The following is a 25,025-nucleotide window of genomic DNA, read 5'->3' as shown; positions in this document are numbered from 1 at the left end:
CTCATCTGCACATGCCCACCAATGTCAGAATACGAAGACGCCGCCGAATAAAACACAACCAACATAACCCCGCCATACAATCGGCGGGGTTTTCGCCAATCGGAAACTTGTGTTCTGATTTGACCCCGTTTCAGATGTCGTTTTTGTCAAGCGAAGCGTCTTTTTCGCTTGCTGCAACTGCAAACTCTGCTTACCCCTGTCCGTGGGACACCCCTCCCCAACGAGGGGCGTGTATCTGGAAGGGTAATACAGATGACTATCGAACAACCGGTGTCGCACGACACCGTGCGCAAACCTGATATGCGGCCGGCGAATCCGCGTTTTTCTTCGGGCCCCTGCGCCAAACCCCCCACATTTGATCTGACCAAACTGACTGATGCTGCGCTGGGTCGTTCTCACCGCGCGGCTGTCGGCAAGGACAAGCTGAAGGCGGCCATCGAAGGCACGCGAGAGATTTTGGGCATACCGGCAGATTACCGGATCGGCATCGTTCCCGCTTCGGACACCGGCGCGGTCGAAATGGCGCTTTGGTCGCTGCTGGGTGAGCGCAAAGTCGAGATGCTGGCTTGGGAAAGCTTTGGGTCTGGCTGGGTGACCGATGTGGTCAAACAGCTGAAAATCGACGCTGAAGTAAAAACTGCGGATTATGGGCAGATCGTCGATCTGGCCTCGGTCGATTTTACCAATGACGTGGTATTCACATGGAACGGAACGACCTCGGGCGTGCGGGTTCCAAACGGCGACTGGATCGCGGATGACCGTCAGGGCCTGACGATTTGCGACGCGACCTCGGCAGCATTTGCGATGGACCTGCCCTGGGACAAGCTGGATGTGACAACGTTCAGCTGGCAGAAGGTTCTGGGTGGCGAGGCGGCCCACGGGATGCTGATCCTGTCACCTCGGGCTGTCGAACGGCTAGAGAACTACACCCCCACATGGCCTCTGCCGAAAATTTTCCGCCTGACCAAGGGCGGCAAGCTGATCGAGGGTATCTTTACCGGGGCCACGATCAATACGCCTTCAATGCTGGCGGTCGAGGATTACCTGTTTGCGCTGGACTGGGCGCGTTCGGTGGGCGGTCTGCAAGGGCTGATTGCGCGGGCGGATGCCAATGCGGGTGCGGTGCATGCCTTCTGCGACCAAAGTGACTGGATCGCCAATCTGGCCGAAGATGCGGCGACGCAGTCGAACACTTCGGTCTGTCTGAAGTTCACCGATGCGCGCATTCAGGATGGAGCGAGTTTCGCCAAGGCCGTGGCCAAACGGCTTGAGGTCGAGAACATCGCGCTGGATATCGGCGCCTATCGCGATGCGCCTGCGGGTCTGCGCATCTGGTGCGGTGGTACGGTCGAGACCTCGGATATCGAGGCAATGCTGCCGTGGCTGGCCTGGGCCTTTGAGGCCGAGATCGCGGCGCAGTCTGAGGCTGCCTGACCTGATTCACCGGGCCACATCAGGCCCGGATCTTCCATACAATTCAAGGACCGCAAACATGGCCCCTAAAGTACTCGTATCTGACAAGCTCAGCGAAACCGCAGTGCAGATTTTCCGCGACCGCGGCATCGAAGTGGATTTCATGCCCGATCTGGGCAAGGACAAGGACAAGCTGGCCGAGGTGATCGGCCAATATGACGGTCTCGCCATCCGATCGGCCACCAAAGTAACGCCGACCCTGCTGGAGAAAGCGGACAATCTGAAAGTCATCGGTCGTGCCGGAATTGGCACCGACAATGTCGACAAGGACGCGGCCTCGAAAAAGGGCGTGATCGTGATGAACACGCCCTATGGCAACATGATCACCACGGCCGAACACGCGATTGCGATGATGTTTGCCGTGGCGCGGCAAATCCCCGAGGCCAGCACCTCGACCCATGCGGGTAAGTGGGAAAAGTCCAAGTTCATGGGGATCGAGCTGACCAACAAGACGTTGGGCGTGATTGGTGCCGGCAACATTGGCGGCATCGTTTGCGAGCGTGCCTTGGGCCTGAAGATGAAGGTTGTCGCCTATGATCCCTATCTGGGCGAAGAGAAAGCGGCCAAGATGGGCGTGGAAAAGGTTGAGCTGGACGAGCTTCTGGCCCGCGCCGATTTCATCACCCTGCACGTGCCGCTGACCGATCAGACCCGCAACATCCTGAGCCGTGAGAATCTGGCCAAGACCAAGAAAGGCGTACGTATCATCAACTGCGCTCGTGGCGGTCTGGTTGATGAAGAGGCGCTGGCCGAGGCCCTGCAATCCGGTCAGGTCGCTGGGGCCGCTTTTGACGTGTTCAGCGAAGAACCAGCCAAAGACAATGCTCTTTTCAACCTGCCCAACGTGGTCTGCACACCGCATCTGGGTGCAGCAACGACCGAAGCACAGGAAAACGTGGCGTTGCAGGTGGCCGAGCAGATCTCGAACTACCTGCTGACCGGTGCGGTGGAGAACGCGCTGAACATGCCCAGCGTCACTGCCGAAGAGGCCAAGGTCATGGGACCGTGGATCAAACTTGCGGGCCATCTGGGCAGCTTCATCGGTCAGATGACGGACGAGCCGATCAAGGCGATCAACATCCTCTATGACGGCGTCGCTGCCGAGATGAATCTGGCAGCGCTGAATTGTTCGGTGGTTGCCGGGATCATGAAGAAGTTCAACCCCGAGGTGAACATGGTCTCGGCCCCGGTTGTGGCGAAAGAGCGTGGGATCAAGATCTCGACCACCAATCAGGATAAATCCGGTGCCTTTGAAGGGTATATCAAGGTAACTGTTGTGACCGAGAAACGCGAACGTTCCATTGGCGGCACGGTGTTCAGCGATGGCAAGCCGCGCTTTATCCAGATCAAAGGCATCAATATCGACGCCGAAGTCGGCGCGCATATGCTCTATACCACCAACGAGGACGTACCAGGCATCATTGGCGCACTAGGCCAGACGATGGGCGAGAACGACGTCAACATCGCCAACTTTACCCTTGGCCGTGCCGAGGCCGGAGGTGAGGCAATCGCTCTGCTCTATGTTGATGAACCGGTGCCAGCCGAAGCGCGGGCCAAACTGGCGGAAACGGGTCTGTTTACGCAGATCAAGCCGCTGGAATTCGACGTGGCCTGACCCGCTGTGTTGAGATCGTGAAACAGACAAGAGCCCGCACCACAATCGGCGCGGGCTTTTTCTTTTGTCTGCGCAGTTTTTGAGGCACAAGGCAGGCAAGATAATTTACGAGGATTTAACGTGGCTTCAGCGATTTATGCTGTCGGTGACCTGCACGGGCGGGTCGACGAGTTTGACCGAGTGCTGTCCGATATCGAGCGCGATGGTGGCCCAGACGCGCGGGTGGTGTTTTTGGGTGACTATGTGGATCGTGGCCCCGACAGTTGCGGCATCATAGACAGGCTGATCGCCGGGCGCGCGGCCGGTCGGGACTGGATCACGCTGCTGGGCAATCATGACCGGATGTTCGCCTGGTTCCTTGAGGGCACGCCCCGGCACGACCCTCATCTGCTTGTGGGCTATCATTGGTTACACGAGCGGCTTGGCGGCGTCGAAACCCTGCGCAGTTACGGGGTCGTCTTCGACGATCGGATTCGGTTGGAAGACCTGCACCAGATGGCGCGCGCCGCGGTTCCAAACTCGCATGCTATGTTCCTGCGGGATCTTGCCCTGATGCACCAAACCGCCGATCTGGCCTTTGTCCATGCCGGCATTCGCCCGGGGCTGCCTTTGCAGGAGCAGCGCGAAAACGATCTGGTCTGGATTCGAAACACCTTTCACGCGCATTCAGGGCGACATCCGAAACTGATCGTTCACGGCCATACGCCTGTCGACAAGGCCACCCATTACGGCAACCGGATAAACCTTGATACCGGTGCGGGATATGGTCGTGCGGTCAGTGTTGGCGTGTTCGAAGGGCAATCATGCTGGTTGCTGACCGGCAAAGGCCGCGTACCGCTGGCGCCGCGACCCGAATGATTCAGACTCTATTGCGGGCGATATCGACCTAGGTCGAGGCCAACAATTCGGACACTGCTGCGGTATAGGCCGGGATGATCCGGTCACGCGCGACGTGCCGCCCGCCCCGCACCATGTGCCGACCAGCAGACCAAAGGTCGGTGACAAGCCCGTCGGGCGCGGCAAAACACAGCCCGTCCAAAAGCTGATCATCGGGCAGCGTTGACAGCGTCGGATGTGTGCTGTCGATCGCAACCAGATCGGCCAGCTTGCCGACTGCAATCTCTCCGCCGCTGCGGCCTAGAGCCTGCGCACCGCCAAATGCCGCGCCGTTGTACAATGACATCCCGACCGAGCCCTGATCGCGAACCAGAACGTTGCGCGCGCGATCACGCAAGCGCTGCGAATATTCCAGGGTCCGCAGCTCTTCGGGTAGAGAAATACGTATATTAGAGTCTGATCCAATGCCAAACCGACCATTACTTTCCATGTAGACCGCCCCGTTGAAAATACCGTCTCCAAGGTTGGCTTCGGTAATCGGGCACAGACCGGCAACCGCCCCGGTCCGCGCCATCGCGCGTGTTTCTTCATCGGTCATATGGGTCGCATGGATCAGGCACCATCGCGCGTCCACATCCACGTTGTTCAACAGCCAGTCGACCGGGCGCTGGCCCAATGCGGCCTCGACGTCGGTAACTTCTTTCACCTGTTCGGCGATGTGGATGTGGACCGGGCCGGTGGTGTGCTGCTGTAAAACCTGATGCATATCGCCGGGGCTTGTGGCGCGCAATGAATGCGGCGCAATCCCAAGAACAGCATCATCATCCGGCAGATAGGTCCGGCAGTCATCGACCAGTCGCAGATATTGGTCCACATCATTGCCAAAGCGCAATTGCCCACCCGACAGGGGCTCTTGCGCGGTTCCGCCATAAGAATAGAGAACCGGCAACAGCGTCAGTCCGATCCCGGTTTCCGCCGCTGCGGCACAGATGCGTTGGCCCAACTCGGGCAAATCGGCATAAGGCGCGCCGCCTGGTTGGTGATGGACATAGTGGAACTCGCCCACAGCGGCATAGCCTGCCTCCTGCATCTCCATGAATGTCAGGGCGGCGATCGCCTGTATCTGCTCGGGCGTCAGGTGTTCCAGAAACCGGTACATCAGGCTGCGCCAGGTCCAAAAGCTTTCACGTCCAGCCATACGTATCTCGGTCCGGCCTGCCATGGCGCGCTGAAAGGAATGGCTGTGCAGATTTCCCAGCGCCGGAAGCAGCACGTCCACCTGCGTGTCATCCGGGTGGGCCGCCGCCCCTTTTTGCACCGAAGTGATCATCCCGCCGTCATATTCGACCCGCAGATTCTTTACCCAATCAAAGCCTAACAAGGCGTTTCTGGCGAAGATAGACATGGGGGCTCCAATTTGTGTAGACTTTATATATTTACACGTATACTTAAAAATCATCCATTGGGGGAGCCAAAAAGAATCGCCATGACCAAAAATTTTGTTGTTCAGGCTACAGCCATCGCGACGCTGCAAGAGGGCTCGGACTATGGTCTGATCGAGCGCGGCGCCCTGGTGATCGAAGGGCAAACGGTGGTCTGGGTCGGGCCCGTCGCGGCGTTGCCACCGCAGTATCAGGATTGGCCGCAGCGCGACTATGGCGACCGTCTGATCACACCCGCTTTGACGGATGCGCACACGCATGTGGTTTATGGCGGCAATCGCGCTGCTGAATTTGAAATGCGTCTGAACGGTGCGACTTACGAAGAGGTCGCCCGCGCAGGTGGCGGAATTCTGTCCACGGTCAAAGCCACCCGCGCCGCGTCCGAGGATGCCTTGATGGCCGATGCCTTGCCGCGCGTAGACGCCCTGATCGCTGAAGGCGTGACCTGTATCGAAGTAAAGTCCGGGTACGGTTTGGATACCGAAACGGAACTGCGCATGCTGCGTGCGGCGCGGCGTATCGCGAACGAACGACCAGTGCGCGTGGTGACCAGTTTTTTGGGCGCGCATGCCGTCCCCCCCGAATACAGCGACCGAGCGGATGCCTATATTGATGAGGTTTGCATCCCGACGCTGCGTTCAGGCCATTCCGAAGGGCTGATCGACGCGGTTGACGGGTTTTGCGAGGGGATCGCGTTTCACCCGGAACAGATTGCGCGGGTATTTGACGTCGCGCAGGAGCTTGGCTTGCCGGTCAAACTGCATGCCGAGCAGCTGTCGAATCTGGGCGGAGCAAAGCTGGCGGCATCTTACGGCGCACTGTCCGCTGATCATGTCGAATACCTGGATGAAGACGGTGTTCGTGCAATGGCGCAAGCCGGCTCTGTCGCGGTGCTGCTGCCCGGAGCGTTCTATACCCTGCGCGAAACCCAGTCTCCGCCGATCGATCTGTTTCGCGAACATGCCGTTCCGATGGCGCTTGCGACGGATTGCAATCCTGGGTCATCGCCGATGACCTCGATCCTGTTGACGATGAACATGGCCTGCACCCTGTTCAGGATGACCCCGGCCGAGGCTCTGGCGGGCGTTACCCGGCATGCAGCACTGGCGTTGGGGATAAAGGATGTCGGAGTTATCGCACCCGGCTATCGCGCCGATCTGGCAGTCTGGGACGTCACCCACCCGGCCGAACTGTCGTATCGCATAGGCTTTAACCCTGTGCACAAACGTATCTTTGGAGGTCAGGAATGACGACCCTTACCCTTGTTCCGGGTCAGGTTTCTCTGGCGCAATTGTCCCAGATCTATTGGGATGAGGCGTCGATTTCACTGGATCAAAGCTGTCGCCCGCGAATCGAGGACGCCGCAGACCGAATAGCAAAAGCTGCCGCCGGAACCGCCCCGGTCTATGGCGTCAATACCGGCTTCGGAAAACTGGCCAGTCACAAGATTGCCGCCGAGGACACCTCGACCCTGCAGCGCAACCTGATCCTCAGCCATTGCTGCGGTGTTGGCCCGGCGGTTCCAAACCGGGTTGTACGGCTGATGATGTCGCTGAAATTGCTGTCCTTCGGGCGTGGGGCATCGGGTGTGCGTTGGGCGTTTGTGGAGCTGCTGCAAGCTATGCTGGCACGTGGGGTGACACCGGTTATCCCGATACAGGGATCGGTCGGGGCCTCGGGTGATCTTGCACCGCTTGCGCATATGGCCGCTGTCGTGATCGGTGAAGGGGTTGCTCAGGTCGATGGCGAAATGATGTCAGGCGCGGAAGCGCTGAAATCGGTCGGGTTAGAGCCTATTCAACTGGGCCCCAAAGAAGGTCTGGCCTTTATTAACGGAACCCAGTTTTCCACCGCCTATGCTTTGGCCGGATTGTTTGAGGGCTGGCGCGCGGCGCAGAATGCGCTGGTGATATCGGCGGCATCTACCGATGCGATCATGGGGTCCACCGCACCTTTGCAGCCCGGCATCCACGATCTGCGCGGTCATCGCGGTCAGATTGAAGCCGCCTCGGCCATGCGCACAGTGCTGCAGGGCTCGGAAATCCGTGAAAGCCATCGCGAGGGCGACACGCGCGTGCAGGACCCCTATTGCATCCGGTGCCAGCCACAAGTGACGGGGGCTGCTATGGATGTGATGCGTCAGGCCGCCGCCACGCTCGAGGTCGAGGCCAACGCCGCGACGGACAATCCGTTGGTCTTGACGGAAACCGATACCATTGTCTCAGGCGGAAATTTCCACGCCGAACCGGTCGGATTTGCGGCCGATATGATGGCACTGGCCTTGTCCGAGATCGGCGCCATCGCGCAGCGCAGGATCGCATTGATGGTCGACCCGGCACTCAGCTTTGACCTGCCACCATTCCTGACGCCCGAACCGGGCTTGAATTCCGGTCTCATGATCGCCGAGGTGACCACGGCTGCGTTGATGAGCGAGAACAAACATCTGGCCAACCCCTGCGTGACCGACAGCACGCCGACATCGGCCAATCAGGAAGATCATGTGTCGATGGCGGCACATGGCGCACGTCGTCTGACCCGGATGGTCGAGAACCTGAACTACATTCTCGGGATCGAACTGCTTTGCGCGGCGCAAGGCATCGAGTTCCGCGCGCCCCTGAGCACAAGCGCGGCGCTGATCGGTGTTGTCGCGCGGTTGCGATCCGACATCCCGACGCTGGGCGACGATCGCTATCTCGCGCCGGAACTGGAAACCGCGCGGACGCTTGTCGCCGACGGCGATATCCTGAGCGCCGTGCAGGTCGCAATGCCGGAACTGTTCTGATGCAGATCTTCGATGTTCATCGCGGAGACGGCCCGATCATCCTTGGTCAACCTCATGGCGGGACCTTTGTGCCCAACGAGGTTGGTCAACGCATGAACGAAAATGGATTGCGGCTTGCGGACACGGATTGGCACATAAACAGGCTCTATGAAAGGCTTTTGCCCGATGCAACCGTCGTCCAGTCCCATGTGCACCGCTATGTGATCGACGCAAACCGGGACCCAGCCGGGGTTTCGCTCTATCCGGGGCAAAATACAACGACGCTGGTACCCCTGACCGATTTTGACGGACAGTCCATTTGGCGCGAATGCCAGGAACCCACGGAGGATGAGGTTGCCGAGCGGCGGCTGGCCTATCATGCACCCTATCATGCGGCACTGGCCGAGGAGATGGAGCGTGTGAAAGCCAAACATGGCATAGCGGTGCTGTTCGACTGCCACTCGATCCGCAGCCAGATACCGTTTCTGTTTGACGGTGTTTTGCCGGACCTGAACATCGGCACTGATGGCGGCAAAACCTGCGCAAACGCGATCGAAGCCATCACCCACGAATTCTCCGCGTCGTCACCCTATAGCACCGTGCTGAATGGGCGTTTTCGGGGTGGTTGGACAACCCGCCACTATGGCCGTCCTGCCGATGGGTTCCACGCCATTCAGATGGAATTGGCTCAGTCGACCTATTTGGCGGCGGAAACTGCCCCTTGGACATTCGACGACAAGAAAGCCACACGCCTGCGCCGCTGGCTGTTCGATATCCTCGACGCAATCGAAGACACTGCATTGGAGCTTGCCTCATGACCGATCCTCGCAAGAACACGCGCGATATCTACCCGCCGACCGGACCTGAACTAAACGCCAAAAGCTGGGTGACCGAGGCGCCGCTGCGGATGCTGATGAACAATCTGCACCCGGATGTGGCCGAGAATCCGCATGAGCTGGTGGTCTATGGCGGTATCGGTCGCGCCGCCCGAACCTGGCAAGATTTCGACACTATTGTTGCCGGATTGAAGGATCTGGAAGAGGATGAAACGCTGATCGTCCAGTCTGGCAAGCCGGTTGCGATCATCCGCACCCACAAGGACGCGCCGCGGGTACTGATTGCGAATTCAAACATCGTGCCGCATTGGGCGACATGGGATCATTTCAATGAGCTAGATAAGAAGGGTTTGATGATGTACGGCCAGATGACCGCTGGCTCGTGGATCTATATCGGTACGCAGGGCATCGTGCAGGGCACCTATGAAACCTTTGCCGAGGCTGGGCGCCAACACTATGGCGGCGACCTGACCGGTAAATGGATTCTGACTGGGGGTCTGGGTGGGATGGGCGGCGCACAGCCCCTGGCTGCCGTCTTTGCCGGGGCGAGCTGTCTGGCCGTTGAATGCAACCCGGACTCGATCGATTTCCGCCTGCGCACCAAGTATCTCGACGAGAAAGCGGAAACGCTGGATGAAGCGTTGGCGATGATCGACCGCTGGACCAAAGCGGGCGAGGCGAAATCGGTTGGTTTGCTGGGCAATGCCGGCGAGGTTTTCCCCGAGATATACGCTCGGATGCAGGCCGGTGGCATGCGTCCTGACATCGTCACCGATCAGACCAGCGCCCATGACCCGATCAACGGCTATCTGCCGCTAGGCTGGACGATGGGAGACTGGCGCGAGAAGCGTGAAACAGACCCTAAATCGGTAGAAAAGGCCGCCCGCGCTTCGATGAAACAGCATGTCGCGGCCATGGTAGATTTCTGGAATGCGGGTGTGCCAACTCTGGATTACGGTAACAACATCCGGCAGGTGGCGCAGGATGAAGGGTTGGAGAACGCCTTTGCCTTTCCCGGCTTTGTCCCCGCTTATATCCGTCCGCTGTTCTGCAAGGGGATCGGCCCGTTCCGCTGGTGCGCCCTGTCGGGCGACCCCGAGGATATCTACAAAACCGACGCCAAGATGAAAGAACTGTTCCCCGAGAACGAGCATTTGCATCGATGGCTTGATATGGCGCAGGAGCGTATTGCCTTTCAGGGCCTGCCTGCCCGAATTTGCTGGATCGGGCTGGGCGATCGCCATCGCGCCGGACTGGCCTTTAACGAAATGGTCGCCAATGGCGAGTTGAAAGCACCGGTGGTAATCGGGCGGGATCATCTGGATTCGGGCTCGGTCGCCAGCCCCAATCGTGAGACCGAGGCGATGCTGGATGGCTCGGACGCTGTCAGCGACTGGCCGCTGCTGAATGCGCTGATCAACACCGCCAGCGGGGCCACCTGGGTGTCGCTGCATCATGGCGGTGGGGTCGGCATGGGGTTCAGCCAGCATGCGGGCGTGGTGATCTGCGCCGATGGGACCGAGGATGCCGCGCGCCGGTTGGAGCGGGTGCTGTGGAACGATCCTGCCTCGGGTGTCTGGCGTCACGCGGATGCAGGATATGACATCGCCAAGGAGTGCGCCCGTGATCATGGGCTGCGCCTGCCGGGTATTCTGGGATAAGCCAAACAGCCTCTGGCGAAATTGCTGCGCCTGCGATATGCGCAGATGAGTTTGCCGGAGGTCCAAGATGTACATAGCCACCCTGCTGACAGATCCCAAAGCGCCAGCGCTGGAACCGGCGTTGGTCGAGTCGATGCGGAACGCATGGGGTGGCGGCGATGTGAGCTGGTTGAGCCCGGACGAAGCAGCTGAGTTTCCGTTGCCGCGAAAGCCCGCAAATCTGTGGGATATCTGGGGCGACTTGCAGCCCATGGGCGTCGATCTGGTTGTTCAGATTGCGGAAGGGCGGCGTAAGAAGATGTTGCTGGCCGATATGGACAGCACCATGATTCAGCAGGAATGCATCGACGAGTTGGCCGATGAGGCCGGTGTCGGCGACCGCGTCAAGGACATCACCGCCCGTGCCATGAACGGAGAGCTGGATTTTGAAGGCGCGCTGATCGAACGGGTCGGTCTGCTGAAAGGTCTGGATGAAAGCGTGATCGGCAAGGTTCTGGACGAACGCATCACCCTGATGCCCGGTGGGAAAAGCCTGTTAGCAACGATGCGCGCGAACGGAGCCTATGCCGCGCTGGTCTCGGGTGGGTTCACGGCCTTCACCGCGCGCGTCGCCGCGACGTTGGGCTTTGACGAGAACCGCGCCAATACCTTGCTGGCCCAAGACGGCAAACTGACAGGGGATGTGCAACGGCCCATTCTGGGACGACAGGCCAAGATCGAGGCGCTTGAGCAGATCTCAACCCGGTTGGGCATAGCCGAGGCGGATGTGATCGCTGTCGGCGATGGTGCCAACGATCTGGGCATGCTGGGTCGTGCGGGAACGGGCGTTGCGCTGCACGCCAAGCCCTCGGTCGCGGAAAAATGCGAGGTGCGCATCAACCACGGCGACTTGACTGCGTTGTTGTACCTTCAGGGCTATGCGCGCGCTGACTTCGCGGTCTGATCGCAGTCAGAACAGATCAAAGCGTACCGGGTTTTGCGCCCAGTAGACACGCGCGGCCAGCAGCAGACGGGCCTTGGGATCGGTCGCGGCCGAATAGGGCACCGGTACGCCATGTTCGGCAGCAATGTTTTCCAGCGCAGCAAGCGTTGCTGGGCCGACCTGTCCGTCAACCGCGATATTCCCGCCCAATTCGTTCAGCGCTTTCTGCAACGCCCGATTCAGGTCGTCTTGCGACATCCGGTCAAGCTGAGCATCCGCCCGGCCTGCGGGTTCCTCATTCGGCAGCAGTGCAGCCTTGGCGGCCCGCACGGCAGCATCCGCCGGGCCCTGACCGGGCACTTGACCGTCGAGAATGATATATGCCCCGTTCGCGCCGCCCCAGGCATCTCCGCGTTCCAGCGAGGTGTCGTACCATTGCAAAGCTTCGGCACGGGTTCTGCCCGGCAACTGATCGCGCAGGATCATTCGCGCGATACTGGCCGGGGCTGTCGGGTGACCACCTTCGGCTGCAGCCAGAAAATATGCCTCGGCCCGGTTCAGATCGACCGGATTGCCACCCAGCCCGTTCAGCGAAACATAGGCAAGGTTGTCATATCCGTAGATATCCTTGCGCAGCTCCGATGCGCGCAGATACCGCATACCGCGTTCGGGAATGTAATGGTTCGAGTTTTCGCGCAGGAAGTACAAGCCAAGCTCGTTCATTGAAAACGTGTGCCCAAGCTCGACCGAACGTTCCAGCAATTCAAAGCCGCGTTTTTGTTCAGCCGCAGTTTGGCCTTCCCGCAACAGCGCTTTGCCAAGGTTGTGCATCGCATAGGGGTCTTGCTCGGCTGTGGCTTGCTCAAGCAAATCACGCGCCTTTTGGGCGTCGTACGGGATTTTCGTGACCGCGCGGTCGATGCGATCTGTGTCAAGCAGGATGGCCAGCGCATATTTCGCCCGGATGTGTCCTGCTTCAGCCGCTGCCGAGAAATTGTCGTAGGCATCTGCGACATTGCCCGCTGCTTGCTGCGCGCGCCCGAGTTGATACTTAAAACGAGCGGTGCCCGGATATTCGGACACAGCGGCTTCGCAGGCGGCCAGCGCTTTGGTGATGTTCAACTCGTTGGGCAGGCGAAAGACGCCGACACCATTGATATCAAGCGCATCGCCCGCCTCGATATCGCAAGCGTTCATCCCAAGTTGCAGGGAAACATCGACGCTTTGGGTCTTTTGGTCGGTCGTAACCACTTCGACCGTGAAACTGTCCGAAAAGCCACCGCCGCTCAGTTCAACCGCGCGGGTGTCGGAAACCTCTGGCAAATAGACGACCGAAGCGGATTCGCCGGTATTGACGCTGCCCCGTCCCGGGGTGTCGACAATGCGCACATCCACAATGTCCTGACCAAGGCTGGTCTCAAGCCTTTGGGTCAGCGGAATCGTCTTGTCAAATTGAAGGCTCAGGTCCAGCGATTGCGCCTCGCCCGTGCTTGCAGGCAGGTCTTCGGTCTCAACCTGTTGCTGCGCCAGATAGAAGGGTCGCACGAGCGTCGAGCTTTCCCACGGGATCTGCTTGCCAGCGGTTGAGCTGTGGACCCGTTCGCGAATGACCGGGAAAAGCTGCTGAATATTGTCAAATGGCGACGATTGAACGGTTTCAAGTACAGCGGCCGTGTAAGGGCTGTTCTGCCCCAGATCGCCGTCGCTTGCGACCGCTCCGGGCGACGTTGAATAAGCGACCAGCGAATTCAACGGCGTGCTGAACACGTCGAAGCCTGAGCGTGTTTCAAACAGGTTGGCGTCCAGATCGGCAGCCAGTCTCAGGTCCTGAAACGGGTTGTCTCGGCACGAGTCCAGAATAGCCACATGTGCCGCACTGCGCGCCGACAGGGTGTCGATCACCCGATCCAGGGTCATCGTCGCCAGCGGCACGTCATAGATGCTTTCGAATTTGGCATCCACAGGCAGCAGATAATTGCGCCGTCCGATCTGAATGCCGTGACCCGCGTAATAAAATAGAACGTCCGCCGAATCCGGGATATTGAGGACAGCTGTGCGGATCAGTTCTTCGAACTCGCGCTTGGTCAGATCGTAGCCGTCATAGACCCTGAAATTGAACCCGCGCAGCATGTCTGCGATGTCTTCGGCGTCCTTGCGCGCATTGGTCAGGTCGCTCACCGCATCGTAATCCTGATTGCCAATAACAATCGCGATCCGGCCTCCGCTGACGGTTTGCGCAGTCGCCGTGTCGCTCTGGGCCAATGAGACCGCAGGTTGCGACAGCGAAAGCGCAACACTTGTCAGTAACCAAGCAGTTTTATGACGCAGACCAAGACGTGACATCGTGCGGTCCTTTCAGATCAGCCCCAGCTTCCACCGCCACCGCCGCCGTCACCACCGCCGCCGCCATCACCGCCGTCGCCACCATCACCGCCGCCGCCATCACTGCCGCCTGAGTCACCGCCATCGCGCCCTTCGCGCTCTTCGCCGGCTAAAGTCGAGCTTGTCGAAGCCGGTGCTGAATAGGAGGGCGTCGTCGCCGGTTGGGTCGTGGTCGCAGGCGCTGCCGCTGCTGGCGTAGCTATTGGTTCGGTCTGGGACCAAGTTGAATCACATCCGGCTAGGACGAGAGCGCCAAGAACGAACACTGAAGTAGACGCTATACGCATCATAAGTCTCCTCAAATAAACCGTTAACCAGACAACTGATACGCTTATGACTATAGCGTCCGTGGTTAATACCTGTCTATTCTAGACTGCTGCCGGGCAGTGTATGTGAATTAACTCACGCATATTGCATTTTTTTGAATGTTTGCGTCGCACGCTTGCCCTCTATTTAACAATTGTGTTAAACATTTGGGATGTCAAACCTCCTCGCCACCTTCTCCGCCCTGTCCGACGCCACGCGCCTGGCGATTGTCGAACAACTCATGGACAAGGGCGAATTGGCCGCTGCTGATCTGATCGATGGCAAAGGCATGTCCGGTGCGGCCATTTCGCGCCATCTGAAGGTGCTGCGCGAAGCAGGGCTGGTACAGCAGCGCATCCAGGGGCCGCAGCGCATCTATTCCATTCAGCCCGAGGGGTTACGGGCCATTGCGGACTGGACAATATCGAAGCGTCAATTCTGGGAAAACAGCCTCGACCGTTTGGGCGACATTCTTGAAAGGGAGAATTCATGGCCGACCTGAAACTCGAACGGGTGTTTCCCGTCGACTCGCGGACCCTGTTCGCCTGGATCAGCGATGGCGCCAAGCTGTTGCAGTGGTGGGGCCCCGAGGGCGTGCACGTGCCCGAACACGATCTGGATTTTTCACGCCTCGGCCCATGGTTTTCGGTGATGCAGAACGATGAAGGTCAGCAATTCAAGGTGTCTGGTCAGGTGACGCATGTGGACCCTCCGAATTCGGTGGGGTTCACTTGGGCCTGGCACGACGATCAGGACAAGCGCGGCCCGGAAAGTCATGTGATCTTCTCGATATCAGCGACGGAAAACGGATCGCGTTTGGTTGTGGACCACCGCGAACTGGCGGATGCCGATGCTGCGGCGAACCATGAACAGGGCTGGACGTCTTCGCTGCGCAAGCTCGAAGCACATTGCAAATAGGTTTTCATCAGGGAGGAGCTAAGATGCCCCAATATTTGTTTGTCTATCACGGTGGCCATACCCCAACGGACCCCGCCGAAATCGAAGCGACCATGGCCGCCTGGGGCGCATGGTTCGGGGCAATGGGCGAGGCGCTGGCCATTCCCGGCAACCCGGTTGGCCAGTCCTATACCGTCAGCAGCGGCGGTGTCGTCGACAATGGCGGGGCCAACCCGGCCTCGGGCTTTACTGTCATCAATGCCGACAGCATGGATGCCGCGACCGAAATGGCCAAGGGCTGTCCTATGGTCGTGAACGGATCCGGCTCGGTCGAAGTGGCCGAGGTGCACGAAATCGAGATGTGAGCCTTAGCCGGGGAAACCCGGCGCAGGTCTGATCACCCCGCATTCCAGCCCGCGGCGGCTGTATTGCGTGGCATTCATGAATTTGCGGGTGGCCGGGTGATCGGCCTCCAGCACCCCCAGATGCACAAGAATGGCTGCGATGGCGCATTCGCTGGCGCGGGTGGTGCCGTCGGTGATCTTCAGTGCAATGCCCAGTCGTTTTTCTGGAACGATGGCGACGAAGACGGCTTCGGCCCCGGTCTTGATCGAAGCGCGTCCGTTCATGGCGCGCATCAACTCGGTACAGGCGCGCGATTCTCCGGCGACCAATTCGGGATGTTTGATCATCGCTGCGGTCAATTGCTGCGCTGCGTCGCTGGCCCGGTCTGACCGATCTGCGGCACTGGCAAACCACGCCATTGACCGCGCAAGCCCTGCGAGTGATGAGGCAAAGTTCGGGGCGGAACACCCGTCAATGCCGTAGGCCGGGCTGGTTTCGGCGGTGGTCTCTTCGAATGCAGCCAGACACGCCTGCTGTACCGGATGGTCGATCGCAAGATATTCCGGCCCCGCACCCATATGCTGAGCAACGGTCAGAAAGCCGCAATGCTTGCCCGAGCAATTGTTGTGGATCTGGCAAGGCGTATCATCGGCCAGGATCAGACCGTCCCGGGCAGCCATGTCCTGCGGTTCCTGCGGACCGCAGCGCAGATCGGACTCGTTCAGACCCAGATGGTCCAGCCAGGCCGATACCCGTTCCGTATGGATCGCCGCACCGTTATGTGAAGCACAGGCCAACGCCAAATGTTCGGAATTCAATCCGTATTTCGCTGCTGCACCGGACGTGATCAGCGGCAGTGCCTGGATCATCTTGGCCGAGGATCGCGGAAAGATCACCGCCTGTGGATCGCCCCAGCTCTGCACGATCTGGCCAGCGTCATCGCAGATCACTGCGTGCCCCAGATGCAGGCTCTCCAACAATGGTCCGCGCCAAAGTTCTGTCATCGCTACCGGCTGCGTCATCTGGGTCCTCCGCTATATGCGCAAAATTCTGCCAATTGCCCTTTCGCCTGTGGCGAAACCTGCGATAGTGTGTGTATGTCGGCAATCATCGGAATGCGCAACTTATCATAGACGAACCGGCAGGGTTCGCAGCCAAGTCCGATGGATATGAGGTATGGGGCGAGCTAGGAGGCTGGACAAATGGGATCAAAACTTGTCCGCGTGATTGCGGGCTTGTGTGTGGCAGGAATGGCAACAGCCGTATCCGCACAGCAGGCGACAAGCACGAACCGGGTTGCGGCAAAGACTGATTGGAGCGTGTTTGTCGAGGATGAACCCACCGAATGCTGGAGCGTGTCCGCCCCCAAGGAAACCGTTAACACCCGCGGCGGGCGTGTGGTCTCGGTCCGACGCAGCGATATCCTGCTATTCGTGTTCTATCGCCCCAACGCCGAGGTGAAAGGTCAGGTGACCTTTACGGGCGGATATCCCTTTGCATCTGGGTCGACCGTTAATCTGGTTGTGGACGGAACCGATTTTGAACTGTTCACAGATGGCGAATGGGCGTGGCCCGCAACTGCCGCCGATGATGCCAAGATTGTCACCGCAATGAAACGCGGCACCGAGGCTGTTCTGACCGCCCGGTCCGAACGCGGCACGCAGACCAAAGACACGTTTTCCCTTTTGGGCTTTACTGCCGCGCTGGAAGACGCGGAAAAGCGCTGCACCAACTGATCTGATCCTGACCGACATACAGCCCCACCCCCCCGAGTTTGGGCTGCCGCGCCCAAAAAACGTGGCTGATCTGACGCGACGTCGCCGGTTTCGTTTGATCCGTGTCAAAGAGGCTTTTCCAGGTTTCTGAACTATTCAGTTCAGGACAACGAAGGAGCTTCCCCCAATGTTCAGACCCCTATTTGCCGCATTCCTCATGCTGGCCGTAGCACTGGTCAGCGGTTGCGAAAAAGATATCGATACCTATCCGATCTCTGGCGAACAATGCGGTCCCGAGGATCCGGTGCAGAAACTGGATGCTGCCGATTGTTACATTCCTCCGGCCGTCAACTAAGGCGGATAGGCCGCAGCGCCGCCCTGTGCTGCGGCCACGCGGTTGAGTGTGCTAGGGTGGTGAAATAGGCGAACCAAGCAGGAGATTTTCATGCGCTGGATACTGATCTTTGCAAGCCTTCCTTGCGCCGCGTTGGCGGATCCGACTATGGAATGCATCGACGCCGGATCGCAGGTCGAGATCGGAAACTGTGTCTCGGGGATGGAAGGCCGCGTGAATATCGCGGTCGAAACTGCGTATGGATTGGCGCAAGGCGCAGCACAGGAATTGGACGAGGTTACGGGTCGCGATGTGGCGATACCTGCGCTTGAGGCATCGCAGACCGCGTGGGCGGCCTATCGCGATGCGCAATGTGAAGCGATCGGAGCTTCGTTCGGCGGAGGGTCCGGAACCGGCATCGCGATCACGGCCTGCCGGGTTGATCTGGGTCGGGCCCGGGTGGATGAATTGCTGAGCTTCGCGAACTGACTGTCGGCGCTTTGATCGGCTTGGCATATCTGGCAGCGATGCGTGCAAATCTATTTCGGCGACGATTTCTTTTGATCTTGGCGAACATTCCTATATAGAGGCGCATCCCAAGCCAGAATCTCTGAGACCAGCACATGTCAGCCAAAGCGCCGATCACCCAGGATGTCATGACCATCCCCCGCAAACTGCCCGAGGGGAAGATCAACCTTGTTGGCCTGACCCGCGACCAGCTGCGCGACGTGCTGATCGAAAACGGCACGCCTGAAAAGCAAGCCAAGATGCGCACCGGCCAGATTTGGCAGTGGATCTATCAATGGGGCGTGCGCGATTTTGCTGAGATGACCAACCTCGCCAAAGCCTATCGCGCGCAATTGGCGGAATCTTTCGTGATCGAAATTCCCGAGGTGGTGACCCGTCAGGTCTCGGAGGACGGGACCCGGAAATACCTGTGTCGCATCGCCGGCGGGCATGAGGTCGAGGTGGTCTATATCCCCGAGGATGACCGTGGCACGCTGTGTATTTCGTCTCAGGTCGGCTGCACGCTGACCTGTTCCTTCTGCCATACTGGTACTCAGAAGCTGGTGCGCAACCTGACAGCGGCCGAGATTGTCGGTCAGGTGATGATGGCCCGTGACGATCTTGAGGAATGGCCGATCCCGGGCGCACCCAAGGATGAAACCCGCCTGCTGTCAAACATCGTTCTGATGGGCATGGGTGAGCCGCTCTATAACTTCGAAAACGTCCGCGATGCGATGAAGATCGCGATGGATCCCGAGGGGATTTCCCTGTCGCGCCGTCGGATTACCTTGTCGACCAGCGGCGTGGTGCCCGAGATCGCGCGCACCGCCGAGGAAATCGGCTGCCTGCTGGCGATCTCCTTCCATGCTACCACGGATGAGACCCGCGACGTTCTGGTGCCGATCAACAAACGTTGGAACATCGAAGAGCTGTTGCAGGCCCTGGCCAGCTATCCGAATGCATCGAACTCGGAACGGATCACCTTTGAATATGTGATGCTGGACGGTGTCAATGACAGCGACGAGGATGCTCATCGTCTGATTGCACATATCAAGCGCCACAACATTCCGGCCAAGATCAATCTGATCCCGTTCAACGAGTGGCCGGGCGCGCCCTACAAGCGCAGCTCGAACAACCGGATCAGGGCCTTTGCGAATATCATCTATCAGGCGGGTTACGCCTCACCAATTCGCAAGACCCGGGGCGAGGACATCATGGCCGCCTGCGGTCAGTTGAAATCAGCGACCGAACGCGCCCGCAAATCTCGCAAACAGATCGAGGCTGAGGCGGGATTGAACGGTTAAGACCCTAATAACAGGGGCCTTTAAACTTAATGTTTGCGGTTGCTGCACCTATATGCAGTTTTTGTTATATTTAAATCAGAGCGGCCTCGGCCCGGGGACTTCACCTTTGCGCACAAGATGGTGAGAAGGTCGGGGCGGTTCTGGCAAGATTGTTCAGGGCCGCTATCCTTCCTATTGCTTGGCAAGCGGCATTCAAGTGAACGGATCACTCAGGTGGGCCAATATTATGATTGCACGACATAGATTGATTTTTGAAGTTGCAGTAGCGCTATTCGTCTTGGGTCTTGGTCTTTCGACCGCATCCGCGCAGACAAGCGAACAGGATGCACATCTGGCCATCGAAAACCCGGCGGATTTGTCCAAGGACGAGGCGCAGAAACACTACAAGTCTCTGATACGACGCATGGCGCGGGGATACGCGGCTGCTCAGCTGGATCTGCTTCTGAACTATCAGGCGTGGCCGCTGTTCAATGATGCGCCGTATATTTCGGCCACGCACGGTCAGCGCTATGTGAACAGCTATGCCAATCGCATGGCGCATAACTACGCGACTTTGCAGCCGGGTGAGGTGCTGCCCGTGGGCTCGGTTCTGGCCAAGGACAGCATGACCGTGACGGATGAGGGCAATGTCCACCCCGGGGCGCTGTTTGTGATGGAGAAGCTGCCAAAAGGCACCAACCCCGAGACAGCCGACTGGCGCTACATCATGGTGATGCCCGATGGTTCGTTGTTCGGTGACACGATGGGGTTCCGCGCGTCAGAGGTCGAGTATTGCCATGTCTGCCACGAAGCTGTGGCAGATCGCGACTATACGTTCTACGTGCCCGAAGACTATCGCGTCGCCGAATGAAGGTCGGTTGGATCAGCGCCGGGTGAACCGCGCGGCGCCAATCACCTCGATCATCTGACTGCGCACCGGGTCGGGCTGCGCATCGACCGCGTTCAGCACTTCGCGCAACTCCGCGCGCAGGCCGTGCATCTGGTCAATCAACGAGATCATCATCGACAACGCGTCGGCCTCCATCTCGTACTGGTCGTGCAACTCGCAAGCCAGTTCCAGCCGGGCGACATCCAAAGTGCGATAGACAAGGCCCTGATCGGATTGCTCGGGGATCACGATTTCAGCGGCAAGATAATCGCTCAGCCGGTCCGATGTCAGGCGGGTGATGGCGGCAATCAGTTCGTCTTCGGTCAGGGTACGGGTCATGACGCCATTCCTTTGCGCGGATCATAGCTGTGCGTTTCGCGCCATGTTTCCATGAACTGTTTCAAATCGTCATCGATGGTGTCCGGCAGGGTGACGGTCAGTTCGATCAACTGATCCCCGCGATCTGCAGAGCCGCGCTTCTTGACCCCCTTGCCGCGCAGCCGCAGGGTCTTGCCGCTGCTTGTACCCGCCGGAACGGTCACGTTGACACCGCCGTCAATTGTCGGCGCAGGGACCTTGCCGCCCAGGATCGCCTCATCAATCGTGATCGGCAATGAGATGTGGATGTCGTCACCCTGGCGATCAAAGACGGGGTGCTTTGCCACCGAAACCGTAACCAGCGCATCGCCAGCCGGTCCGTCGCCATAGCCCGGCGCGCCTTTGCCGCGCAGGCGGATAGTCTGGCCATCGGTGATCCCGGCGGGAATCTTGACCTCGATCCGGTCGCCATCGGGCAGGGTCAGCTTTTGGCTGGCCCCAAAAACGGCATCCAGAAAACTGATCTGAAGCGAGTAGTTCAGGTTATGACCGGGCGCGTGAAATTCGGGGCTGCGTTGGCCATAGCCGCCGCGACCGCGCATGAATTCGGCGAAGATGTCAGACATGTCATCGGGGTCCGCCTGGCGCCCGCGATAGGGGTTCCCGGCGGCCTCGGCATATTCGCGATAATAGTGTTGCTTCGGCCGTTCCTGACCCGAGGCGTCAATCTCGCCCTTGTCGTATCGCGCCCGCGTCTCGGGATCTTTCAGCAAGTCATAGGCTGCAGCAGCGGCCTTGAACTTGGCCTCAGCTTCGGCATCCCCGGGTTTCAGATCGGGGTGGCAATCCTTGGCGATGCGCCGATAGGCTTTCTTGATGTCGGCGGCGCTGGCGTCTTTTGCGACGCCAAGCACGGAATAGGGATCGTCGCTCATCTCACTCTCGCGGGTCGGGGGCTGTCTGATCTTGATGAATGTATTTTATCATGCGTTTTCAACCGGTCAAAAGGAAGAGCCTTTTGAAATTCCTCGCCAAAACCAAATGATCTGGTAATATCTGCATAAGTCAGATTGTTACATCACATGAGGGTTCCTGCATGTCGCGCCGAATTAAGTCCGCTCTGGCCTTGCTGGCCGGTAATGCCCTGGGGTTGCTGCTTGCGTCATTGCTGCTGACGGGATTCGCGATCAAGCCGATCTCGTTCATCATTGTGGTAATCGTCTTTACGGTGGTGCAATTGATCGCCGAGCCGTTGATCCTCAAACTGGGCGAAAAGAAAGCGCCTGCGCTGAAAGGGGGGATCGCATTGATCGTCACCTTTGTCGGCCTGCTGGTGACCGATCTGATTACCGCAGGGCTGACCATCGGGGGTGTTTCCAACCTGTTGGCGGCGACTCTGCTGGTCTGGCTGGGGGCGCTGATCGGCAGCATTGTGTTGCCGATCTATGTGTTCACCGAACTGCGCGAACCCAAGAAATAGTCACAGCGCGTTCAGGCTGTTGCTGAGAGCCTGCCAAAGCTCTTCAACCGGCTCGCACCCGACTGAAAGGCGGACAAAACCCGGGTTCACGTCGTCGCCCCAGCGCGCGCGGCGTTCGGCGGAACTGTGGACGCCACCAAAGGACGTTGCCGGGCGCAGCATCGGGCAGGCGTTGATAAACGCCTCGGCCTTGTCCTCGCTTTCCAGTGTCAGGGACAGCAAGAAACCAAACCGCGCGGTTTGGGCTGTCGCCAATGTGTGCGATGGGTCGCCCGGAAGGCCGGGGTAGCGGACCTGATCCACGGCCGGATGCGCTGCCAACCGCTCGGACAGCACCTGAGCCGAGGTGCACATCCGGTCAAACCGGACATCCAGCGTTTCCAGCCCACGATGCAGCAACCAAGCTTCGTGGGGTCCCGGTATCGCGCCACTGACCTTTCGCCATTCCTCGACCCGTTCCATGATGTGCGCGTCGCGGCTGGCGACATGGCCCATCAGCAGGTCAGAATGCCCGCCCATCGCTTTGGTATCAGACGACACAACAACGTCGATCCCCAGATCCAACGGGCGTTGGCCCAGTGGAGTCATGGTTGTGTTATCGGCAATCGTGATACCCCCAGCCGAGCGGACCGCTGTGGCAACTGCGGCAAGGTCGATCATGTCCAGCCCGGGGTTCGAAGGGCTTTCGACAAAGACAACATCGAACCCGTCAAACCCGCCATCGGCAAATGCTGTCGTCGGACGCTCTTCAACATCGACACCCAGACGCGAGAGGAAACGGTCGGCGAGCAGGCGCGTGACGTAATAACCGTCCGATGGGATCAATACGCGAGAACCGGCCTGCACGGTTGCAAACAGCGCCGCCGAGATTGCCGCCATGCCGGATGGAAACGACAGGCAGGGCGCGTCTTCGAGATGAGACAGCACATGCTCCAGATGCACCCATGTCGGATTGTCTACGCGACCATAGGTGGAATGCCCGTCGGGCGCGCCGGGCAGGTGGAACATGCTGCTTTGCGTCAGGGGCAACGCCACCGGATCGCCCTTGTTCAGCGCGTTGCCGCGAAGGTGCAACATTTCTCCGGGTTTCGGGGCCATCGCTCAGCGCCCCGGAATTTCGTCGCGCGGCGGGGCGGGTTCCCAGTTTTCGATGATGTCCACAGCCTCTTGCGCGGTGTCGACAAAGCGGAACAGGTCCAGGTCCTCGTCCGAGATGGTCCCGGCGTCGGCCAGAGCCTCCCAATTTATGACCTTCTCCCAGAACTCGCGCCCGAACAGCAGGAAGGGCACGCGATCCATCCGGCCGGTTTGAATAAGCGTCAGCGATTCGAACAGTTCGTCCATCGTACCAAAGCCGCCGGGGAAGATGGTGATGGCGCGGGCGCGCATCAGGAAATGCATCTTGCGAATGGCGAAATAGTGAAAGTTGAAGCTGAGCTCGGGCGTCACGTATAGGTTCGGTGCCTGCTCGTGCGGAAGTACGATGTTCAGACCGATGGAACAGCCAGCCGCATCCTGCGCACCGCGATTGCCCGCCTCCATCACGCCGGGGCCACCACCGGTGACAATCACGCTCTCGCGGCCCCCTGTCTCGTTCGACTTCTCGGTCATCAGCCGGGCGAACTCACGCGCTTCGTCATAGTATTTCGACAGACCAGCCAGCGTTTCGGTCCGCGCCGTGTGTTTCTGCGCGGGTTCGGGAATGCGCGCGCCGCCGAACATCACAATGGTCGAAGCGATTTCACGCTCGGTCATCAGCATTTCGGGCTTCAGCAATTCCAGTTGCAGACGCACCGGGCGCAGTTCATCCCGGCACAGGAAATCGTCATCGGCAAAGGCAAGGCGATAGGCGGATGAACGTGTCTGCGGCGTGTCCGGCACCTCGCTTGCGGTCGAACGGTCGGTCTGCGCGTCGCGGAAGGGGCTGAGGCGGTCTTCTCTCATGGGGCAACGATCCCTGCTTGCGTGTTTTCCAAACAGCTATAGGGTTCGCGGGCAGAGCGCCAGACACGGAAGAACAAGAATGAACTGGAAGAGTGAGATTTCGGCCGCCGCCGCACGGATCGACGGTTACGCACAGATCACGCCGGTGATGGAAAGCCGCGCCTTGGGGCTGGAATATCCGGTCGAGATGAAGCTTGAACATCTTCAGCACACCGGCAGCTTCAAGGCGCGGGGGGCGTTCAACACGCTGCTCAGCCAGGATGTGCCCAAGGCCGGTGTGGTGGCCGCATCGGGTGGCAATCACGGTGCTGCGGCGGCATATGCGGCGCGGTCGCTGGGCTACCCGGCCAAGATCTTTGTCCCGGAAATCGCCGGACCGTCCAAGATTGCCCTGATCGAACAGACCGGCGCGGGTCTGAGCGTGGTGCCCGGCGAATACGCCAACGCGCTGACCGGAGCGCAGGCCCACGAAGAAGCCACAGGCGCGATGCAGATCCACGCCTATGACGCGCCAGCCACCGTGGCCGGGCAGGGCACTTGTTTTGCCGAATGGGAGGCGCAGGGTTTGCAAGCGGATACCGTTCTGATTGCGGTTGGCGGCGGTGGCTTGATTGCGGGCGCTCTGGCCTGGTTGCAGGGCGCGCGCAAGGTTGTTGCGGTCGAGCCCGAAACCTCTTGCGCGCTGAATGCCGCCCTGCAGGCGGGTGCGCCGGTGGATGTTTCTGTTTCAGGCGTCGCGGCCAATGCGCTGGGCGCGCGGCGGATCGGGTCGATCTGCTTTGATCTGGCGCAGGACGTGACATCAGTGCTGGTAAGCGATGCGGCCATTCTGCAGGCGCAACAGACCCTTTGGCGGGCGCACCGGATTCTGGTGGAACCGGCGGGTGCAACCGCATTGGCCGCGCTGTTGGCCGGGGCTTACCGACCTGCGCCCGGCGAACGCGTCGCGGTTCTGATCTGCGGCGGAAACATCTCTCCTGATCCGCTGCCGCTCTGAGTCTCGGGCATTGAGCCGCAATTTGTGCCTTCTGCGTCGCATTGCAGCCAGTCTTTCGCTTGCGTATAGGCAAGACCAACG

26 protein-coding genes are annotated in these 25,025 nt (G+C 59.5%); 18 read left to right on the top strand and 8 right to left on the bottom strand.

All coding sequences use genetic code 11. The annotated features are described in order from the left end of the window. The first annotated feature begins 252 nt into the window (after positions 1-252). The 3 genes from ACR0JA_RS19640 to ACR0JA_RS19630 all read left to right on the top strand — a co-directional run bounded on the left by ACR0JA_RS19640 (position 253) and on the right by ACR0JA_RS19630 (position 3,946). Positions 253-1,434, top strand: a complete 1,182-nt coding sequence (locus ACR0JA_RS19640; RefSeq protein WP_480578700.1) for a phosphoserine transaminase — start codon at positions 253-255, stop codon at positions 1,432-1,434. Positions 1,435-1,492: 58 nt separating this feature from the next. Then, positions 1,493-3,088, top strand: coding sequence for a phosphoglycerate dehydrogenase (gene serA / locus ACR0JA_RS19635; RefSeq protein ID WP_480578698.1), 1,596 nt, complete (start codon positions 1,493-1,495; stop codon positions 3,086-3,088). A gap of 120 nt (positions 3,089-3,208) precedes the next feature. After that, positions 3,209-3,946 carry a metallophosphoesterase family protein gene (locus tag ACR0JA_RS19630; RefSeq protein ID WP_480578696.1) on the top strand — a complete coding sequence of 246 codons (738 nt, stop codon included), beginning with the start codon at positions 3,209-3,211 and terminating at the stop codon, positions 3,944-3,946. A 28-nt stretch (positions 3,947-3,974) separates the two neighbouring features. Here ACR0JA_RS19630 and ACR0JA_RS19625 read toward each other — a convergent pair whose 3' ends face one another. Continuing rightward, positions 3,975-5,330, bottom strand: coding sequence for a formimidoylglutamate deiminase (locus tag ACR0JA_RS19625; protein WP_480578694.1), 1,356 nt, complete (start codon positions 5,328-5,330; stop codon positions 3,975-3,977). 81 nt (positions 5,331-5,411) lie between these two features. Here ACR0JA_RS19625 and hutI point away from each other — a divergent pair, with 81 nt between their 5' ends. The 5 genes from hutI (at position 5,412) to serB (ending at position 11,568) form a co-directional block, all read left to right on the top strand. Further along, positions 5,412-6,617: an imidazolonepropionase gene (hutI, locus tag ACR0JA_RS19620; protein WP_480578692.1), complete on the top strand. Its 1,206-nt coding sequence runs from the start codon at positions 5,412-5,414 to the stop codon at positions 6,615-6,617. Continuing rightward, positions 6,614-8,149 carry a histidine ammonia-lyase gene (hutH, locus tag ACR0JA_RS19615; protein WP_480578690.1) on the top strand — a complete coding sequence of 512 codons (1,536 nt, stop codon included), beginning with the start codon at positions 6,614-6,616 and terminating at the stop codon, positions 8,147-8,149. The genes hutI and hutH overlap by 4 nt, the downstream gene beginning before the upstream one ends. Next, positions 8,149-8,946: an N-formylglutamate deformylase gene (hutG, locus tag ACR0JA_RS19610; RefSeq protein ID WP_480578688.1), complete on the top strand. Its 798-nt coding sequence runs from the start codon at positions 8,149-8,151 to the stop codon at positions 8,944-8,946. The genes hutH and hutG overlap by 1 nt, the downstream gene beginning before the upstream one ends. After that, positions 8,943-10,625, top strand: coding sequence for a urocanate hydratase (gene hutU / locus ACR0JA_RS19605; protein ID WP_480578686.1), 1,683 nt, complete (start codon positions 8,943-8,945; stop codon positions 10,623-10,625). The genes hutG and hutU overlap by 4 nt, the downstream gene beginning before the upstream one ends. A gap of 67 nt (positions 10,626-10,692) precedes the next feature. Beyond that, positions 10,693-11,568, top strand: a complete 876-nt coding sequence (gene serB, locus ACR0JA_RS19600; protein WP_480578684.1) for a phosphoserine phosphatase SerB — start codon at positions 10,693-10,695, stop codon at positions 11,566-11,568. A 6-nt stretch (positions 11,569-11,574) separates the two neighbouring features. Here the strand turns inward: serB and ACR0JA_RS19595 are convergent, their stop codons facing one another. Continuing rightward, positions 11,575-13,890 (bottom strand): caspase family protein, encoded by a 2,316-nt coding sequence (locus tag ACR0JA_RS19595; protein WP_480578682.1) that lies wholly within the window; start codon positions 13,888-13,890, stop codon positions 11,575-11,577. A gap of 17 nt (positions 13,891-13,907) precedes the next feature. After that, positions 13,908-14,216 (bottom strand): hypothetical protein, encoded by a 309-nt coding sequence (locus tag ACR0JA_RS19590; protein ID WP_480578680.1) that lies wholly within the window; start codon positions 14,214-14,216, stop codon positions 13,908-13,910. Positions 14,217-14,407: 191 nt separating this feature from the next. Between ACR0JA_RS19590 and ACR0JA_RS19585 the strand changes: the two genes are divergently transcribed. Genes ACR0JA_RS19585 through ACR0JA_RS19575 form a run of 3 tightly spaced genes read left to right on the top strand, consistent with a single transcriptional unit; the run spans position 14,408 to position 15,497 of the window. Continuing rightward, positions 14,408-14,737 carry an ArsR/SmtB family transcription factor gene (locus ACR0JA_RS19585; RefSeq protein WP_480578678.1) on the top strand — a complete coding sequence of 110 codons (330 nt, stop codon included), beginning with the start codon at positions 14,408-14,410 and terminating at the stop codon, positions 14,735-14,737. Then, positions 14,725-15,153: an SRPBCC family protein gene (locus ACR0JA_RS19580; RefSeq protein WP_480578676.1), complete on the top strand. Its 429-nt coding sequence runs from the start codon at positions 14,725-14,727 to the stop codon at positions 15,151-15,153. Before ACR0JA_RS19585 ends, ACR0JA_RS19580 begins: the two co-directional genes overlap by 13 nt. A gap of 23 nt (positions 15,154-15,176) precedes the next feature. Then, the gene (locus ACR0JA_RS19575) at positions 15,177-15,497 is read left to right on the top strand and encodes a YciI family protein (protein ID WP_480578674.1); all 321 of its coding nucleotides are present in this window, start codon (positions 15,177-15,179) and stop codon (positions 15,495-15,497) included. A 3-nt stretch (positions 15,498-15,500) separates the two neighbouring features. Here the strand turns inward: ACR0JA_RS19575 and ACR0JA_RS19570 are convergent, their stop codons facing one another. After that, complete coding sequence (locus ACR0JA_RS19570; protein WP_480578672.1) at positions 15,501-16,499, bottom strand: asparaginase; 999 nt, start codon at positions 16,497-16,499, stop codon at positions 15,501-15,503. Between the two features lie 180 nt (positions 16,500-16,679). On the opposite strand from ACR0JA_RS19570, the gene ACR0JA_RS19565 reads away from it, so the two are divergent. The 5 genes from ACR0JA_RS19565 to ACR0JA_RS19545 all read left to right on the top strand — a co-directional run bounded on the left by ACR0JA_RS19565 (position 16,680) and on the right by ACR0JA_RS19545 (position 20,187). Continuing rightward, entirely contained in the window at positions 16,680-17,213 is a 534-nt protein-coding gene (locus ACR0JA_RS19565; protein ID WP_480578671.1) for an invasion associated locus B family protein, read from the top strand. Between the two features lie 166 nt (positions 17,214-17,379). Then, positions 17,380-17,547: a hypothetical protein gene (locus ACR0JA_RS19560; RefSeq protein ID WP_480578669.1), complete on the top strand. Its 168-nt coding sequence runs from the start codon at positions 17,380-17,382 to the stop codon at positions 17,545-17,547. Between the two features lie 90 nt (positions 17,548-17,637). Continuing rightward, positions 17,638-18,015: a lysozyme inhibitor LprI family protein gene (locus ACR0JA_RS19555; protein ID WP_480578667.1), complete on the top strand. Its 378-nt coding sequence runs from the start codon at positions 17,638-17,640 to the stop codon at positions 18,013-18,015. 134 nt (positions 18,016-18,149) lie between these two features. Next, positions 18,150-19,337: a dual-specificity RNA methyltransferase RlmN gene (gene rlmN, locus ACR0JA_RS19550; protein ID WP_480578665.1), complete on the top strand. Its 1,188-nt coding sequence runs from the start codon at positions 18,150-18,152 to the stop codon at positions 19,335-19,337. Positions 19,338-19,563: 226 nt separating this feature from the next. After that, positions 19,564-20,187, top strand: coding sequence for a cytochrome P460 family protein (locus tag ACR0JA_RS19545; protein WP_480578663.1), 624 nt, complete (start codon positions 19,564-19,566; stop codon positions 20,185-20,187). Between the two features lie 12 nt (positions 20,188-20,199). Here ACR0JA_RS19545 and ACR0JA_RS19540 read toward each other — a convergent pair whose 3' ends face one another. Next, positions 20,200-20,544 (bottom strand): hypothetical protein, encoded by a 345-nt coding sequence (locus ACR0JA_RS19540; RefSeq protein WP_480578661.1) that lies wholly within the window; start codon positions 20,542-20,544, stop codon positions 20,200-20,202. After that, on the bottom strand, positions 20,541-21,458 hold the full coding sequence (locus tag ACR0JA_RS19535) for a DnaJ C-terminal domain-containing protein (protein WP_480578659.1): 918 nt from the start codon (positions 21,456-21,458) through the stop codon (positions 20,541-20,543). Before ACR0JA_RS19535 ends, ACR0JA_RS19540 begins: the two co-directional genes overlap by 4 nt. 161 nt (positions 21,459-21,619) lie before the next feature. Here ACR0JA_RS19535 and ACR0JA_RS19530 point away from each other — a divergent pair, with 161 nt between their 5' ends. Beyond that, positions 21,620-22,003, top strand: a complete 384-nt coding sequence (locus tag ACR0JA_RS19530; RefSeq protein ID WP_480578657.1) for a hypothetical protein — start codon at positions 21,620-21,622, stop codon at positions 22,001-22,003. On the opposite strand, the gene ACR0JA_RS19525 is transcribed toward ACR0JA_RS19530, so the two are convergent. Further along, a complete protein-coding gene (locus tag ACR0JA_RS19525) occupies positions 22,004-23,101 on the bottom strand; it encodes a cystathionine gamma-lyase (protein WP_480578655.1) in 1,098 nt (365 codons plus the stop codon). 3 nt (positions 23,102-23,104) lie between these two features. Then, entirely contained in the window at positions 23,105-23,947 is an 843-nt protein-coding gene (locus tag ACR0JA_RS19520) for an LOG family protein (protein ID WP_480578653.1), read from the bottom strand. A gap of 79 nt (positions 23,948-24,026) precedes the next feature. Between ACR0JA_RS19520 and ACR0JA_RS19515 the strand changes: the two genes are divergently transcribed. Continuing rightward, positions 24,027-24,944 carry a threonine/serine dehydratase gene (locus tag ACR0JA_RS19515; RefSeq protein ID WP_480578651.1) on the top strand — a complete coding sequence of 306 codons (918 nt, stop codon included), beginning with the start codon at positions 24,027-24,029 and terminating at the stop codon, positions 24,942-24,944. Positions 24,945-25,025: the final 81 nt, after the last annotated feature.

Source organism: Ruegeria sp. AM4, from assembly GCF_056540665.1.
The sequence above is the reverse complement of the archived record's forward strand: the minus strand, read 5'-3'. Positions and strand labels throughout refer to the sequence as shown.